The organism is Stenotrophomonas sp. HITSZ_GD, assembly GCF_029543105.1.
Lineage (GTDB): Bacteria > Pseudomonadota > Gammaproteobacteria > Xanthomonadales > Xanthomonadaceae > Stenotrophomonas_A.
The window spans coordinates 315,026-330,511 of sequence record NZ_JARQXB010000001.1 but is presented as its reverse complement, the minus strand read 5'-3'; the positions used below and the strand labels follow the sequence as shown (position 1 = coordinate 330,511).

Here is a 15,486-nt window from a genome sequence, read left to right as displayed (position 1 = left end):
GGAGCGGGGCTTTGCCTGTCACGATGCAGCTTCGATCAGAACTTGAAGTTCGCCGAAGCGGCCAGCACGTCGCCCGACACCTCGTAGGTACCGGTGATCACGCTGTTGGTCTGCGAGGTCGAACGGATGTTCGGGTCGCTGGTGAACAGGTGGGTGTAACCGAAGCTGTACTCGGCGTTGGCCGACGGCGCCCAGGTCAGGCCCAGCGAAACCCACTTGCGGGAGGTATCCGGCACGCGGACGTCGCGGTGCGCGTCCGTGGTCGGGGTCTGGTCGTAGGCCAGGCCGCCGCGCAGGGTCAGGGTGTCGCTCACGCGGTAGTCCGCACCGATCGAGGCGAAGGTGGTGTCGCGGTAGTAGAACGGCAGCACGCTGTCGGCCTGGTTCGACGCGTAGTCGACCGTCACCTTGTCGAACTTGCTCCATGCCGTGCGGGTCACGTCCGCCATCACCGACCACTGGTCGTTGAACTTGTGGGTGAAGCTGGCGGTGGCGCTGGCCGGCAGGGTGATCGTGGCGCGGCCCTTGGTGTCGACATACTGGCCCGGCGCGGCGACGCCCAGCACGGCGGCGGCGTTGCCCGGCACGGTGAAGTCGGCGGTGCCGTTGGTGATCTTGTGCTCGACCTCGGAGCGGTAGCTGAAGCCGATATGGGTGTTCTCATCGATCGAGAACAGGCCACCCAGCGTGAAGCCGACCGCGGTGTTGTCGCCCTTGATGCGCAGCGAACCATCGGCGCTGCCCGGCGCGAAGCCCGGCACGCGCTGCGCGTACAGCGCGGTGCCGAAGTCGATGGCATTGCTCAGGTCCACGTCCAGGCGCTCGCCGAACACCGACGCGCCGAAGGACACGTACGGATTGACGTCGTAGGAGAAGGCCAGGTTCAGGTCGATCGCCTGCAGCTCGGTCTTCAGGCCGTTGTAGCGGCCAACCCAGTCGCGGTCGTATTCGGTCTTGAAGCCGAACGGCACGGTGACCGAGGCACCGAAGTGCATGTTGTCGTTCTCGCCGAACGGCAGGTGGTAGTACATCGCCGGAACCGGGGCGATCATGCCGGCGTCGCCGCCGTCACCGCCGTTGACCGGGGTACCGGTGCCCGGGCCGGTCGGGCCCACGTAGCGCGCGCTGCCGTCGAACTCGGCCGAGAAGCTGATCGCGCTGACGTCGGCCTGGAACTGCTGGCCGTCCAGCTGGCGCATGCCGGCCGGGTTGACGGCGATGATGGAAGCATCGCCCTCGGCGCTGCCGGAACCGGCAAACGCGCGGCCCAGGCCCTTGGCGCTGTTTTCCTTCAGCTGGAAGGCGGCACCCTGTGCCTGGCCGAACGCGAGCACGCCGGCGATACCGACGGCGAGCGCGGTGACGCGGCTGATGTTGGAAACGTTGGTCATACTTGTATCTCTCCGGAAAGACTTTGTAATTGTCTGTAAAGCGCCTGCATCCGCGCAGCCTGCATGGGGCTTGCGGATGCGCCGGAGACCCCTCCCGGACATACGACGCCGTATGCAGTATACCCATCAGGGTTAACCTAACAATAACGACTTTCGATGAATGGCGGCCATTTCTTCGGGATGGGTTCATGCCCGTGAAACCGCTATCTTGGCTCCCTGCGCCCCATGTTCATCTCCCTTCCCTCCCGCAAGAAACCCTCGCACCGCTGGGCGGTACCCCTGCTGTTCGCGGTGATATGGGCCGCGTTCCTGTGGTCCATCAGCCGGCCCGAAGAGGCGCGGGCCGGGTTGTGGCTGGACTGGGGCGCGCTGTCCCGGGGCCGGCCGGCCATGTCCGACTGGTGGGCCGCCCTGGAAGACGGCAGCGTGCTGCGGCTGTTCACCGCGCTGTTCCTGCACGCGGACTGGTCGCACCTGCTCGGCAACCTGGTGTTCCTGCTGATCTTCGGGCTCCCCGCCGAGCGCATCCTCGGGCCATGGCGCCTGCTGCTGCTGTTCCTGCTGGGCGGCGCGGCCGCGAACCTGGCCGCGATCTACACCCTCGGCCGGCCCGACCAGGTCATCATCGGCGCCTCCGGCGCGGTGTCGGCCCTGATCGGCAGCTACCTGGCGCTGTTCCCCGGCGCCAAGCTCGGCGTGGTGCTGCCGCTGGGGTTGTTCCTGGAGTTCATCCGCGTGCCCGCGCCGTTGCTGATTGGCGTGTGGGCGCTGCTGCAGGTGGTGTTCGCGCATATCGGCCCGGCATTCGGCATGGTCGCCTGGTCGGCGCATATCGCCGGCTTCCTGTTCGGCATCGGCTACGGGCTGTACGTGCGCGCGGCCATTGCGCGCCGCCTGCGCAAGCGTCACGGTTTCTGAGCGCGGTCCTATAATCGCGGGCATGTCCAAGGCGCTCTACAAAGTCACGTTCCTCAACCACGGCAAGGTCTACGAGCTGTACGCGCGGCACGTGGCCGGCAGCCACCTGTGGGGCTTCAACGAAATCGGCGAGCTGGTGTTCGACGTGCACGACGGCCTGGTGGTGGACCCCACCGAGGAACGCCTGCGCGAGGAGTTCGGCAACACGCGCAAGCTGCACCTGCCGATGCAGAGCATCGTGCGCATCGAGGAAGTGGAGAAGAAGGGCCAGTCGGCGATCCGCGACGCGGCTTCCGGCGAATCGGTGGTCACCCCGTTCCCGCTGCCCGGCAAGCCGCGCTAGCAGGGCAGCGATGCGCATCATCATTCCCGAGGACTACCAGCAGGCGGTACGCGGGCTGGACTGTTTCTCGCGGTTGCAAGGCCACGATGTCGTCGTCCTGGACCAGCCATTGCACGGCCTGGAACAGAACGCCGAGGCGCTGGCCGGGGCCGAGGCGCTGGTGCTGATCCGCGAACGCACGCAGGTGGACGCGGCCCTGCTCGCAGGGCTTCCCCAGTTGCGGCTCATCAGCCAGACCGGGCGCTTGTCTTCCAATATCGATATCGAGGCATGCACGCGCCACGGCGTGGCCGTGGCCGAGGGCAGCGGCTCGCCGGTCGCGCCAGCCGAGCTGGCGTGGGCGCTGGTGATGGCGGCCAGCCGCCGCTTGCGCGCCTATGGCGACGCGCTGCATGCCGGGCGTTGGCAGGCGACCGGCGATGCCCTGCTGGGGCGCGCGCTGCACGGGCGCACGCTGGGCATCTGGAGCTACGGCAAGATCGGGCGCCTGGTGGCCGGCTATGGCCGCGCGTTCGGCATGCGCGTGATGGTGTGGGGCGGCGAGGCCTCGTGCGCGCAGGCGCGCGCGGACGGCTTCGAGGTCGCGCGCAGCCGTGCGCACCTGTTCGCCGAAAGCGATGTGCTCTCGTTGCACCGCCGGCTGAGCGATGCAAGCCGGCACGAAGTGGGCGCCGCCGACCTGGCGTTGATGCGGCCGGATGCATTGCTGGTCAACACGAGCCGCGCCGAACTCATCGCGCCGGGCGCCCTGCTCGCCGCGTTGGACGCGGGAAGGCCGGGCATGGCCGCGCTGGACGTGTTCGAACACGAGCCGTTGCTCGATGCGAACGATCCCCTGCTGCGCCACCCGCGCATGCTGGCCACGCCGCACCTGGGTTACGTGGAGCGCGACAGCTACGAGCAATACTTCAGCGCCGCCTTCGACAACGTGCTCGCCTTCGCCGCGGGCACGCCGCGGCATATCGCCAATCCGCAGGTGCTGGAAGGCTGACGCCGACCGGGCACGCCCGCGCGGCGTGCCCGGGCCCGGACGCGGCGCTTACAGCGGGTCGGTTTTCTTTTCCGCGGGCACATCCGCCGGCAGCGCCGGTTTCGCGTCCAGCGGCTTGGCCGGTGCTTCCGGCTTGGCGGGCGGCGTGGTGCCGGTCTTCGCGGTGGGCTTCGCGGCCGCCTTGGGCTTGGCCCTGGCCTGCTCCGCCTTCGCGACCGAACCCGGATTCTTCAACTCGGCCAAGGCCGAGGCGATCGGCCCATCGCCGGGCAGCACGTCGCCGGCGCTGTAGCCTTCCGCCCCCTCGTCGTCACCATGCAGGTGGCCCGGCAGCGTCGCTTCGCTGTAGTCGGCCAGGCTGGCGGGCACGTCCGCGTCGGGGTCGCGCACCGGGGTGAGCACCACATCCGGCACGATGCCGCTGGCCTGGATCGAACGCCCGCTCGGCGTGTAGTAGCGCGCGGTGGTGAGCTTCACCGAATCGCCATTGTCCAGCGGCAGCACCGTTTGCACCGAGCCCTTGCCGAAGGTGCGGCTGCCGATCACCCGCGCGCGGTGGTTGTCGCGCAGTGCACCGGCCAGCACCTCCGAGGCGCTGGCCGAGCCGGCGTCCACCAGCACCACCACCGGCGCGCCACCCAGCGCGTCGCCCGGCGTGGCCTCGAACTTCGCATCGCTGATGGCGATGCGCCCGCGCGTGGTCACGATCACGCCCTTGTCGAGCAGATCGTCGGCCACCTGCACCGCGGAAGTGAGCAGGCCGCCCGGGTTGCTGCGCAGGTCCAGCACCAGCCCGCGCAGCTTGCCGCCGGACTTGGCCTTCAGCGCCTCCACCTGCTTGTGGAAATCGTTGCCGGTATCGGCCTGGAACGTGGCGATGCGCACGTAGCCATAGCCTGCCTCGAGCATGCGCGAACGCACGCTGGCCACGCGGATGGTCTCGCGCGTCACGGTGATGTCGAACGGCTTGTCGCGGCCGTCGCGCACGAGGGTCAGGGTCACCTTCGTGCCCGGCTTGCCGCGCAGCGGCTCCATCGCCTCGATGGTGGCGATGGGCTTGCCGTCGATGGCGATGATGGTGTCGCCGGCGCGGATGCCGGCGCGGGCGGCCGGCGTCTCGTCGATCGGCGAAATGACCTTCAGCGTGTTGTCCTTCTGCTGCAGCAGCTCCACGCCGATGCCGTCGTAGGCGCCGGTGGCCTGCTCGTCGAAGGCCTCCGCATCTTCCTTGTCGAAGTACGTGCTATGCGGGTCCAGGTCCAGCAGCAGGCCGCGGATGGCCGACTGCATGAGTTGCTTGTCATCGACCGGATCGACATAGGCCTGCTTCACCGCGTTGTACACGGCCACGTAGCGGCGAATTTCATCCAGCGGCACCTTGGAACTGGCCGACTCTTCCGCGTCCGGGTTGTCCGCCTCGGCGGCCGGCGCGTCGGCGGGCGGGGTGGCCTGCTGGGACCAGGCGGTGGCCGGCGCAAGCGCCAGGAGCAGAGCGGCGGACAGGACTACGCGCATGAAGCACTCCGAAACGGGGACAGGCCGCCGAAGGACGGCTGTCCGGATTATGCGCGAAGCGTCGTGGATTTCCCGTGGCCGCCGTGGGGCGGCCGCGCGGGTTCAGCGCCTCTGCAGCCAGGAACCCGGGTCCACCGGCTGCCCATTGCGGCGTAGCTCGAAGTACAGCGCCGGCACGCCCTGCCCGCCGGAATTGCCGACCTTGGCCACCGCCTCGCCACGCTTTACGGTGGCGCCGGCATCGCGCAGCAGGGTGTCGTTGTGGGCGTACAGGCTCATGTAGCCGTTGCCGTGATCGACGATGAGGATCATCCCGTAGCCGGTCATCCAGTCGGAGAACACCACCGTGCCATCGGCCACCGCGGTGATCGGCGTACCGGCCGGCGCGCCGATCAGCACGCCGTTGCTGGTGCGCCCATCCGGCAGGCGGCCGCCGTAGCGGGCCAGCAGGCTGCCCGAGACCGGCCAGCTCAACCCGCCGACCTTCGGCGCCGCGGCGCTGGCCACCACCTTCGGCGGCGTCTTGGAACCACGGCTGCCGCCGGCCTTGGCCTGCGCGGCGGCTTCGGCCGCGGCGCGGCGGGCGGCCTCCTTGCGCTCGGCCTCCGCCTTGGCGGCCGCCGCGCGCAGGTTCTTGAGCAGATCCTCCAGCGCCTTCGCGTCCTGGCCGATCGCCTTCTCGCGTTCGGCGCGATCCTTGTACTGGTCGTCCAGGTCGGCGACCAGCGCCGCGCGCTGGCGGCGTTCGTCGCCCAGGCTGCGCGATTGCGCCTGCTGCTGCTGGCGTGCCTGGTCCAGGGCCAGCCGCCGCTCCTCGATCTGCTTCTCCACCGCTTCCAGGCTGGCCAGGTCGCGGGTCAAGCCCTGGATCTGCTGCGCGCGCTCGCGCTGCACATAGCGGTGGTAGGCGAGCAGGCGGTTGGCATCGGCGACGTTGTCCTGCGACAGCATCAGCTTCAGCGGTGCGTTGTCGCCGATGCGGTAGGCCGCTTGCAGCAACGCGGCCAGCGTCGCGCGTTGCCCGGCCAGGCTGCGCTGCAGGTCGGCGCGGCGTGCCTGCAGGTCGGCCATGGCCTGCTGCTGCTCGCGCAGCGCCGATTCGGTCTGGCTCAGCGCCCGCGCGCTGCGCGCCACCTTCTCGTCGGCCTCACGCAGCTGCCGCGACGCTTCGCCCCGCTTGCCTTCCAGCTTGCGCCGTTCCTGGCCGATGCTGCGCAGTTCCTCGCGCATCTGCTGCAGCTTGCGTTCGGTCTCGCGCTGGCTCTGCGCCCACAGCGGCGTGGCCGTGCAGGCCACGGACACGCCCAGGGCAAGCGCCATCGCCCAGCGCGGGTGGGGGGGCGGACGGCGGGGCGGTCGCGGCGGCACGTTGGCCAAGCAGGAAGGTCCAGTGACTTCAGACAGATGCGCGATTGTAGCCAAGCGTGGTCCTATCGCTACGACACTGGCGCGCCCAAGAACCGGAGGTACGCATGAAGCTCCATCCATTGCCCGCCCTGCTCACCCTGTCCATGGCCCTGTCCGTGGCCAGCGGCGCGGCCTGGGCCCAGGAAGACATCAGCAAGGTCAACGGCCGCATCACCGCCGAGGCCGGGCGCCATTACGGCAGCCTGGAGACCGTCAACGGCGGCATCTCCATCGAGGACAACGCCACCACCGGTGATGCGGAAACCGTCAACGGCGGCATCACCGTCGGCAACGGCGCCCGTACCGGCGACCTGTCCACGGTCAACGGCCAGATCAGCCTGGGCCAGAAGGTCGTGGTCAGCGGCGGCATCGAGACCGTCAACGGCAGCGTGTTCGTCGATCGCGGCGGCCAGGTCAGCGGCGGCGTGGAAACGGTGAACGGCAGCATCGGCCTGGTCGGCGCGAACCTCGGCAAGGGCATCGAGACGGTCAACGGCGACATCACCGTCGGCGTCGGCTCGCACGTGGTCGGCGGCATCGAGGTCAAGAAGCCGAACTTCAACCTCTCGCTCAAGCCCTCGCGCAAGCCGCGCGTGATCATCGGCCCCAACGCGGTGGTCGAAGGCGCGCTGGATTTCGAGCGCGAGGTGAACCTCTACGTGCACCGCAGCGCCAAGATCGGCACCGTCTCCGGCGCCACCGCGCAGATCTTCGACACCGACGTCGCCCCGGCCGACCGCTGAGGCCCCAAACCGGCCGCCGAACCCCGGCGGCCGGCTTTGCGCACTAGAATCGGGCTCCCGCTTTCCCCGAGGGTGTCCGATGTCCCGCAAGATCCTGTTGTGCCTGGCCGCGGCCGCCGCGCTGGCCGCCTGCAAGCGCGCGCCCGAGCCGGCCGCGCCCGCCGAGGCGCCCGCCACCCAGGCACCTGCCACCCCGGCTGCCGCGCCGGCCAGTGACCACGTGTTCGCCAGCGGCATCAACGCCGCCGACTTCGGCGAGCTGGTCAAGCAGCTGTCCTCCGACGCCTTCGAAGGCCGTGGCCCCGGCACCGCCGGCGAGCAGAAGACCGTGGAATACATCCGCGACCAGATGCAGCGTATCGGCCTGCAGCCGGGCAACGGCGACAGCTGGTTCCAGGACGTGCCGATGGTGGAGACCACCGCCGACGAAAGCACCGTGCCCCGGCTGGTCGCCGGTGGGCAGACGCGCGAGCTGAAGTTCGGCAGCGACATCGTGGTGGGCACGCGCACCGGCCAGCCGGAAGTGAAGATCGACGGCAGCGAACTGGTGTTCGTCGGCTATGGCGTGGACGCGCCCGAGCAGAAGTGGAACGACTATGCCGGCCAGGACTGGAAGGGCAAGACGGTGGTGATGTTCGTCAACGACCCGGGCTTCCATACGAACGACGGCAAGCTGTTCGAAGGCAAGCGCATGACCTACTACGGGCGCTGGACCTACAAGTTCGAGGAAGCCGCGCGCAAGGGCGCCGCCGCCGCGCTGATCGTGCACGACGATGCCGGCGCCAGCTACGGCTGGGACGTGGTGCGCAATTCCTGGGCCGGCCCGCAGTACGACCTGCCGGCCAAGGACGATCCGGATCCGCGCCTGCCGGTGCAGGGCTGGATCTCGGCGGCCACCGCCAAGCAGCTGTTCGCCGACGCCGGGCTGGACCTGGCGCAGGCCTACAAGGACGCCAGCAAGCGCGGCTTCAAGCCTGTGCCGCTGAAGGCCACCTGGTCGGTGGACCTGAAGAGCAAGATCGAGGAGAAGCAGTCGCGCAACGTGGTGGGCGTGCTGCCGGGCAGCAGCCGGCCGGACGAGGCGGTGCTGTACATGGCGCACTGGGACCACCTGGGCAAGCACGAGGGCGAGCCGGGCGACAACATCTACAACGGCGCGGTGGACAACGCCACCGGCGTGGCCGGCATCCTCGAAGTGGCGGATGCCTTCGTGCACCAGACCCCGCCGCCGGCGCGCTCGGTGGTGTTCGTCGCGGTGACGTTGGAGGAATCGGGCCTGCTGGGCTCGAAGTACTACGTCGCCCATCCGACCTTCCCGCTGGACAAGATCGCCGGCGTCATCAACATCGATGCCATGTCCGTGGCCGGTCGCGCCAAGGACATGACCGTGGTGGGATATGGCAGCTCGGAACTGGAGGACATCCTCAAGCCGATCGTCGCCAAGCAGGGCCGCGTGCTGCATGCCGAAGCCACGCCGCAGAATGGCTCGTACTTCCGTTCCGATCACTTCAACTTCGCCAAGGCCGGCGTGCCGGCGCTGTACACCGATGGCGGCGAAGACCTGCGCGAGGGCGGTCTGGAAGCTGGCCGCAAGGCGGCCGAGGACTACGGCAAGAACCGCTACCACGGCCCGAAGGACGAGTACGACCCGGCCACCTGGAAGCTCGATGGCACCGTGGAAGATCTCGAAGCGGTGTACGGTGTGGGCCAGGAACTGGCGGCTGGCGACAAGTGGCCGAACTGGTATGAAGGCAATGCCTTCAAGGCCGCGCGCGACCGCATGATGCGGGGCGCGCGGACGCCGGAGGCGTCCAAGCCGGAAACTCCCCAGCCGTGAGGTAACGCGGCGGGTGGCGGAGAAAACGAAAGGCCTCCCCCGCGGGAGGCCTTTCTCGTTCCGGGTCGGGCAACGGCGCGTGGCCGGGCGGGTCAATCGTTCTCGGCCGCGACGACCTTGCCATCCTTCGGATCGACCTGCACCTTGGTGTCCTTGCCGGCGCTGTTCTCCGCGTGGGCCTGCCACAGGCCGTCGTCGAACTCGACATCGCGCACCTTCGAGTAGCCGGCGGCCGACAGCGCCGCGCGCACGTCATCCTCGCTCATCGGCGAGGACACCTCGTCGGGATAGACGCGGCCGGTCGCCGGGTCGATCTTCAGGTCCACATGCTTGCCGTCGCCACTCTTCGCGTCGGCCTGCCACACGCCGTCCTTGAATTCGATGTCGTGTACGTCGCGGTAGCCCTGCGCGGTGAGCATCGCGTTGATCTCGGTCGACGTCAGGGCTTGCTGCGGTTCGCCCTTGGCAGGCGGCTGCTTGGCGTACGCGGCGCCTGCGGCCAGCGCCAGCGCGAGGGCCAGTGCGGTGCGGGTAATCGGCGTGGTGCTCATGGCGTTCTCCCTGGATGAGGTGGGGCCATCCTCGCCACCGCCGGATCGCTGCAAGGTGAAATGCTGCGGCGCGGCGTGGCGACGATTCAGGCACGGCTCGGGCGCGATTCAGCGATGGGCACGGGATGCTGTAGAACCTGCCTACAACATCCAGATTTCCACACGCTCGTTGCGCTCGCGTGCCTTCGCATCGCGCTCGTCCACCAGCGGACGAATCGCCCCGAGCCCACGCGCGCGCTGCACCACGATGCCATGCTGGCCCAGGTAGCCGGCGATGATGTCGGCGCGGTCGTTGCTGGCGATGGTCGGATACAGCTTGTTGGCCGGGTCCGCGTTGGCGAAGCCCACCACCGCCAACGTGCGGCCGCGGTTCTGCGGCAGCTGCATGAAAGCGATCAGGCGCTCCAGGTCCTGCGCCGAGCCGCCTTCGAACATGCCGCTCAGCGAGCGCAGGTTGAAGCGCACCGTCATCGGCAGGCGCTTGGCGCCGGCCACCGCTTCCCGGTACGGCGGCGGCCCGACGCTGGGCGCTTCTTCCGCGGGAGCCTTGGGCAGCGTCATCGCCAACAATCCTTGGCTGGCGACCACGCGCTGGGCCGCTGGCGAGATGAGGTACATCGCCAGGCCGCGGCCCAGCGCGGACATCATCTGCCCGCCGTACACGCTGTAGCGTTGCACCAGCGGATAGTCCTCGCTGCGCAGGTTGGTGGCGGTCGGCGCCACCGGGATGCCGCCATCGGCGATGGCCAGGGCGCGGCCGGCCGGCGGCACGTGCGTGGCCAGCTCAACCACCGCCAGCGCTTGCGGGTTGTTCGCGGCCGCGCGGGCGGCCTCCGCCAGGGTCGGGAAACGGCGCGTGCAGCCTTTGATCGCCGCACCCTGTGTGACCCGGTCTGCGAGGTAATCGTTGAGGCCGCCCGTGGCGGGGCCGCACATCACCTGCACCTCGCCGCCGGGGCCCCCGAGCTGCGTCCAGTCGCGCACCTCGCCGGCCAGCACCGCGCGCAGCTGGGCCAGGCTCAGCATCTTGATCGGGTTGGCCTGGGCCACCACCGCCTGGGCACCGTTGAGCGCCAGCACGAACTGCTGGTCCGGAGACGTGAGCTCGCCAAGCTGCCAGCCGGCGGCCTGTTCGGCGGCGGTCGGCGTGCGGGCGAGCATCGCCAGTTCGCTGTCGCCGCGGATGAGGGCCTGCATGCCGGCGGCAGAACCGCGCTTGCCGATCTCCACGATCAGCGGCATGTCATCGCGTACCGCATGCACTTCGGTCACGCTGCCGCTCACATCCACGCGGCGGATGCGGCCATAGCCCATGGACTTCAACCAGGACTCCACCAGCGCGGGCATCAGGCGCTCGCCCACGGTGTTGGAACCGTATGCGCGCAGCCGTTCGGCCTCCTCCTGCGCATGCAACGACGACGAGTAGCACAGGCACGCGGCCAGCACGAAACAGAACAGCGAGCGCAACATGGATCCCCCGGGGGTACGTCAGAGCGCCGGGAGTGTTGCCGTTGCCGATGACAGGCCGGTGACCGCGGCCCGCGGGAGTTCAGCGCGCCGCTACGTGCGCGCGCGTTGCCTCGCCGCCTCCGCCCAGCGCCGCGCCACCACGGGGGTCGTGGTGCATACCGCCAGGTCGGTGACGGTCGTCACCGCGCGCTCGAGCAGCTGGATGTCCGCCTCATGCTGCCGCGCCACATGCGGGTCCTCGAAGAAGATCGCGCGCTGGCAGCGCCCCTGCAGCACGAGATCGGCGATTTGCGCGTCGCCGCCCATCGGGCCGCTTTCGTAGCGATGCACCCATGGCTGCTCCGCCGGCCAGCCGCGGCTCCAGGCCAGCTCGTTGAGCCGCTGGCCGGTGGTGCCCGTGCCCACGCGGTGCGCGAAGCGCGACAGCAGGTCGAAGTGTTCGGCGGCGAATGCCAGCATCTGCGGCTTCATCGCATCGTGGGCAATCAACGCCAGCGTGTGCGATTCGAACGCGTGCAGGTCGTCGGCGCCCGGGTCCGGCGCCAGCCCGGCATGGATGCGTTCGAGCTCGATCCAATCACGGGCCGAGGCGACGGTGGAGAGGAACGGCTTGCCGTGGATCACGCACTGGCGCTTGAGCGCGATGGCCTCGGGGAAGATCGAGGAAGGGTCGACGGGATCGATCAGATAGATCGCACCCTCCAGCGTGCGCGCGCCCCCCTCCAGGCCCACCACCTCGGCCACCAACTTCATCAGCCCGCCTTCGCGCCCATTGGGATAACGCTTCAATGCGGGGTAGTCGGGCAACAGCGCCGCGCGCTCGATCGCATCGAAGGTCCGGCCCACCGCGTGCAGGCCCAGGCTGAGTTCGCGGATACCGCGTTCGCAGGCACGCAGCCAACGGAACAAGGCCGCATCATCGCCCTCGTGATGCAGCCGATTGGCTGCCAATCCCAACCGCATGCGCCTTCCCCGTGACCGTTCCCGAGCGGAGTCTAAGCTCCCTGGCGCGATGACACGAGGGGGCGTTCAGTGGGTCGCGGCGGTGGCGTGGCGGGACAGGATGGGCATCTGCGGCTTCTCGGTGCCATCCTTGCCGGGCTGCACGTTGAAGGGGTAGTTCGGCTGCCACCAGCTGCCCGCGGCCCAGTAGGTCCAGCCGAGCCACACGTCGGCGTTGTCTTCCATGTAGGCGAGCATGCCGTCGAGCGCCTTCAGGCAGGTGTCGCTGGTGCCGGCGCCGAATTCGCCGAGGAAGCCGCGCTTGCCCTGCTGGCGCAGCCACGCGGTGAAGCCGCGCAGCTTGTCGACCCCGATGGTCGTGCTCACGCATTCGCCGGTGGTCCCGCTGTAGTCCTTGTCCAGGTATTGATGGACTTCCACGGCCAGGTTGTTGCCTGGATCGTTGACCGTGGCCAGTGCCGTGGCGTTCGGCGTGCCGTAGCTGGTGCTGGCCCAGCTGTGCGCGCCGGTGTACGCGGTGCCCGGCACCAGGATGAGGTTGCGTGCGCCGGTGGCGCGGATGGCGTCGATGGCGGACTGCGCGATCGCCGTCCAGGCGTTCGCATCGATCGCGTTGGGCTCGTTCATCAGGCCGAAGATCACGGCATCATCGTCCTTGAATACGATGGCTAGCCGTTTCCACAGGTCGGCCAGCAGCGTGCCCGGCGTCCCCTCGCTCCCCAGGCGCGCGCCCTGGTACTTGGCATAGTTGTGCACGTCCAGCACGAGGTGCATGTTCTGCGCCTTGGCCTGGGCCACCGCTTTCTGGATCAGCGCCAGCTGCGCGGCGTCCAGTTCGCCGTTGGCTTGCGGTTGCAGGCGCTCCCACAGGAACGGCAGCCGCACGATGTTCATGCCCTTGCCGGCGAAGTAGCTGAAATCCGTGGCTGCCGGATACGTGTAGTCCTTGTAGAGCGTGCCGGGCCGCTTGGAGGAATTGAACTCCGCGCCGGCCAGGTTGACGCCGGCATATTGCAACGCGCGCTGTTGCGCGTGGCCGGGTAGGGAAGAGAACAGCAGAGCCGCGCCGAGCAGCCACGGCAGACAACGCGAGATCGGGGACATGGTGGGAAGCTCCGGGGTGGGGACGCCGGTCGCGCGGGGTCCATTCCGCGCGCAGGAGCTCAGGGTAAGCGCGCGCGTGTTAGGGCCGCATCCACGGCGGCCGGGCAAGATGTGGAGGTGTGCACGCCATCGCATTCTTCCTGCGCCTCGCGCGTGTGCGAGGTGATGCCGATGAACGCGGTGCAGTACGCTTCGCCCCCTACCATGCGACGCGACCGAAGGAGACCCCGGCGATGCCCACGCAGGACACCCTCATCTGGCACAACCCGCGCTGCGGCACCTCGCGCAACGTGCTGGCGCTGCTGCGCCATGCCGGCATCGAACCACAGGTAGTGGAATACCTGCGCAACCCACCGGACCGTGCGCAGCTGCGCGAGATGATCGCCGCCGCCGGCCTGAGCGTGCGCGAGGCGATGCGGGCAAAGGAGCCGGCCTACCGCGAGCGCGGGCTGGACGATCCCGCGCTGGATGAAGACGCGCTGCTGGACGCCATGCTCGCCGAGCCGGTGCTGATCAACCGGCCGTTCGTGCGCACACCGCTGGGCACGCGGCTGTGCCGCCCGTCGGAAGTCACGCTGGAGATCCTGCCGCCGTTGGCGACGCCGTTCTTCAAGGAGGACGGCGAGCGGATCGGCTAGCCCGACCCGCGCTGCCTCAAGCCGCGGCCACCTGCCGCGGTGCCGCTTCCACGCCGAGCCACTGCACGATGCTGGCCGCCGCGTCGCGGCCTTCGGCCACCGCGGTCACCACCAGGTCCGCACCCCGCACCGCGTCGCCACCCGCGAAGACCTTGGCGTTCGCGGTCTGGTACGGCAGGCGCGTGCCGCCTACCAAGATGCGGCCGTTGTCGCTGGACTGCACGCCCTGGCTCGACAGCCACGCCGGCAGCTCCGGCGAGAAGCCGAACGCGATGATCACCACGTCCGCTTCCAGCAGCGATTCGCTGCCCTCCACCGGTACCGCATTGCGACGGCCGCGGGCATCGGGCTCGCCGAGCATGGTTTCCACCACGGTCACGCCGATCACCTCGTCGTCCGCCCCCGCTTCGATGGACAGCGGCTGGCGGTTGAACAGGAAGCGCACGCCTTCCTCGCGCGCATTGGCCACCTCGCGCGCCGAGCCGGGCATGTTGGCTTCGTCGCGGCGATAGGCGCAGGTCACCTTGGCCGCGCCCAGGCGCACCGCGCTGCGCACGCAATCCATGCCGGTATCGCCACCGCCCAGCACTACCACGCGCTTGCCGTTGAGGTCAGGCAGCGCCAGCTTGTCTTCCCAACCGGCGATCGGCCGGCCCCAGGGATCGTTGCCGCCCACGATGCGGCTGTTCTGCACCAGGAATGGCAGCGCGGGCAGCACGCCCTTCAGGTCCTGCCCCGGCAAACCGCCATCGGTGTAGCGATACGCGCCGGTGCCGAGGAACACCGCATCGAACTCGCCCAGCAGCTGCGCCGCGTCGACGTCGCGGCCGATCTCCACGCCCAGGCGGAACTCCACGCCCATGCCTTCGAGTACCTCGCGGCGCTTGGCGATCACCGCCTTGTCCAGCTTGAAACTCGGGATGCCGAACTGCAGCAGCCCGCCGATCTGCTCGTAGCGATCGAACACCACCGGATGCACGCCCGCGCGCGCGAGGCGGTCGGCGCAGGCCAGCCCGGCCGGGCCCGCGCCGACGATGGCCACGCGCTTGCCGGTGGGCTGCACGTCATGCAGGTCCGGGCGCCAGCCCGCCGCCAGGGCGCTATCGACGATGTACTTCTCCACCGCGCCGATGGTCACCGCACCGAATTCCTCCAGCGTGCAGCTGCCTTCGCACAGGCGGTCCTGCGGGCACACGCGGCCGCACACTTCTGGCAGCGGGTTGGTCGAATGGCACAGCGCGGCGGCTTCCTCGATGCGGTTCTCCTGCACCAGCTGCAGCCACTGCGGAATGGCGTTGTGCACCGGGCATTTCCAGCTGCAGTACGGGTTGCCGCAGTCCAGGCAACGGCCGGCCTGGTATTGCGCATCGGCCTTGTCGAACTTGCCGTACAGCTCGCCCCAGTCCCCGGACGTGCGCAGTTCCACCGGAATGCGCTGCGGCATGGTGCGGGGCAGGTCGAGGAACTGGAAGACTTGCTTGCGGCTCATGGTGGCTCTCGGGTGTATTCGGTGCGGCGTGTGATGGCGTGAGGATCCTTCCGCTTCGCCTTTCTGCCCTTCTGTAGGAGCGGCTTCAGCCGCGACCGCGGGAGGGTGGGGAAAGCCGTCGCGGCT

13 protein-coding genes and 1 pseudogene are annotated in these 15,486 nt (G+C 69.1%); 6 read left to right on the top strand and 8 right to left on the bottom strand.

All coding sequences use genetic code 11. The features are described from left to right. Positions 1 to 35 precede the first annotated feature (35 nt). Positions 36 to 1,391, bottom strand: a complete 1,356-nt coding sequence (locus tag P6166_RS01590) for an outer membrane protein transport protein (RefSeq protein WP_277762778.1) — start codon at positions 1,389 to 1,391, stop codon at positions 36 to 38. Positions 1,392 to 1,616: 225 nt separating this feature from the next. On the opposite strand from P6166_RS01590, the gene P6166_RS01585 reads away from it, so the two are divergent. The 3 genes from P6166_RS01585 to P6166_RS01575 are packed head-to-tail and all read left to right on the top strand — an operon-like array spanning position 1,617 to position 3,643. Further along, entirely contained in the window at positions 1,617 to 2,309 is a 693-nt protein-coding gene (locus P6166_RS01585; protein WP_277762777.1) for a rhomboid family intramembrane serine protease, read from the top strand. Between the two features lie 22 nt (positions 2,310 to 2,331). Continuing rightward, on the top strand, positions 2,332 to 2,652 hold the full coding sequence (locus P6166_RS01580; protein ID WP_277762776.1) for a DUF1820 family protein: 321 nt from the start codon (positions 2,332 to 2,334) through the stop codon (positions 2,650 to 2,652). 10 nt (positions 2,653 to 2,662) lie between these two features. After that, positions 2,663 to 3,643, top strand: a complete 981-nt coding sequence (locus tag P6166_RS01575; RefSeq protein ID WP_277762775.1) for a D-2-hydroxyacid dehydrogenase family protein — start codon at positions 2,663 to 2,665, stop codon at positions 3,641 to 3,643. Positions 3,644 to 3,691: 48 nt separating this feature from the next. On the opposite strand, the gene P6166_RS01570 is transcribed toward P6166_RS01575, so the two are convergent. Together P6166_RS01570 and P6166_RS01565 are read right to left on the bottom strand one after the other, a co-directional pair. Continuing rightward, positions 3,692 to 5,158, bottom strand: coding sequence for a S41 family peptidase (locus P6166_RS01570; RefSeq protein WP_277762774.1), 1,467 nt, complete (start codon positions 5,156 to 5,158; stop codon positions 3,692 to 3,694). Positions 5,159 to 5,260: 102 nt separating this feature from the next. Next, positions 5,261 to 6,478: a peptidoglycan DD-metalloendopeptidase family protein gene (locus P6166_RS01565; protein WP_277762773.1), complete on the bottom strand. Its 1,218-nt coding sequence runs from the start codon at positions 6,476 to 6,478 to the stop codon at positions 5,261 to 5,263. A 152-nt stretch (positions 6,479 to 6,630) separates the two neighbouring features. On the opposite strand from P6166_RS01565, the gene P6166_RS01560 reads away from it, so the two are divergent. Together P6166_RS01560 and P6166_RS01555 are read left to right on the top strand one after the other, a co-directional pair. Then, on the top strand, positions 6,631 to 7,308 hold the full coding sequence (locus tag P6166_RS01560) for a hypothetical protein (RefSeq protein ID WP_277762772.1): 678 nt from the start codon (positions 6,631 to 6,633) through the stop codon (positions 7,306 to 7,308). A gap of 79 nt (positions 7,309 to 7,387) precedes the next feature. Then, positions 7,388 to 9,094: pseudogene (locus P6166_RS01555) on the top strand (M28 family metallopeptidase); the annotation flags it as partial. A gap of 143 nt (positions 9,095 to 9,237) precedes the next feature. Here the strand turns inward: P6166_RS01555 and P6166_RS01550 are convergent. The 4 genes from P6166_RS01550 to P6166_RS01535 all read right to left on the bottom strand — a co-directional run bounded on the left by P6166_RS01550 (position 9,238) and on the right by P6166_RS01535 (position 13,233). Beyond that, positions 9,238 to 9,696 carry a PepSY domain-containing protein gene (locus P6166_RS01550; RefSeq protein WP_277762771.1) on the bottom strand — a complete coding sequence of 153 codons (459 nt, stop codon included), beginning with the start codon at positions 9,694 to 9,696 and terminating at the stop codon, positions 9,238 to 9,240. Between the two features lie 141 nt (positions 9,697 to 9,837). After that, entirely contained in the window at positions 9,838 to 11,166 is a 1,329-nt protein-coding gene (locus P6166_RS01545) for a substrate-binding domain-containing protein (RefSeq protein ID WP_277762770.1), read from the bottom strand. Positions 11,167 to 11,256: 90 nt separating this feature from the next. Beyond that, the gene (locus tag P6166_RS01540) at positions 11,257 to 12,129 is read right to left on the bottom strand and encodes a methylglyoxal synthase (protein ID WP_277762769.1); all 873 of its coding nucleotides are present in this window, start codon (positions 12,127 to 12,129) and stop codon (positions 11,257 to 11,259) included. 66 nt (positions 12,130 to 12,195) lie between these two features. Then, positions 12,196 to 13,233, bottom strand: a complete 1,038-nt coding sequence (locus P6166_RS01535; RefSeq protein WP_277762768.1) for a glycoside hydrolase family 5 protein — start codon at positions 13,231 to 13,233, stop codon at positions 12,196 to 12,198. A 233-nt stretch (positions 13,234 to 13,466) separates the two neighbouring features. Here P6166_RS01535 and arsC point away from each other — a divergent pair, with 233 nt between their 5' ends. After that, positions 13,467 to 13,871, top strand: coding sequence for an arsenate reductase (glutaredoxin) (gene arsC, locus P6166_RS01530; RefSeq protein WP_277762767.1), 405 nt, complete (start codon positions 13,467 to 13,469; stop codon positions 13,869 to 13,871). A 16-nt stretch (positions 13,872 to 13,887) separates the two neighbouring features. Here the strand turns inward: arsC and P6166_RS01525 are convergent, their stop codons facing one another. After that, positions 13,888 to 15,360 (bottom strand): FAD-dependent oxidoreductase, encoded by a 1,473-nt coding sequence (locus P6166_RS01525; RefSeq protein WP_277762766.1) that lies wholly within the window; start codon positions 15,358 to 15,360, stop codon positions 13,888 to 13,890. Positions 15,361 to 15,486 lie beyond the last annotated feature (126 nt).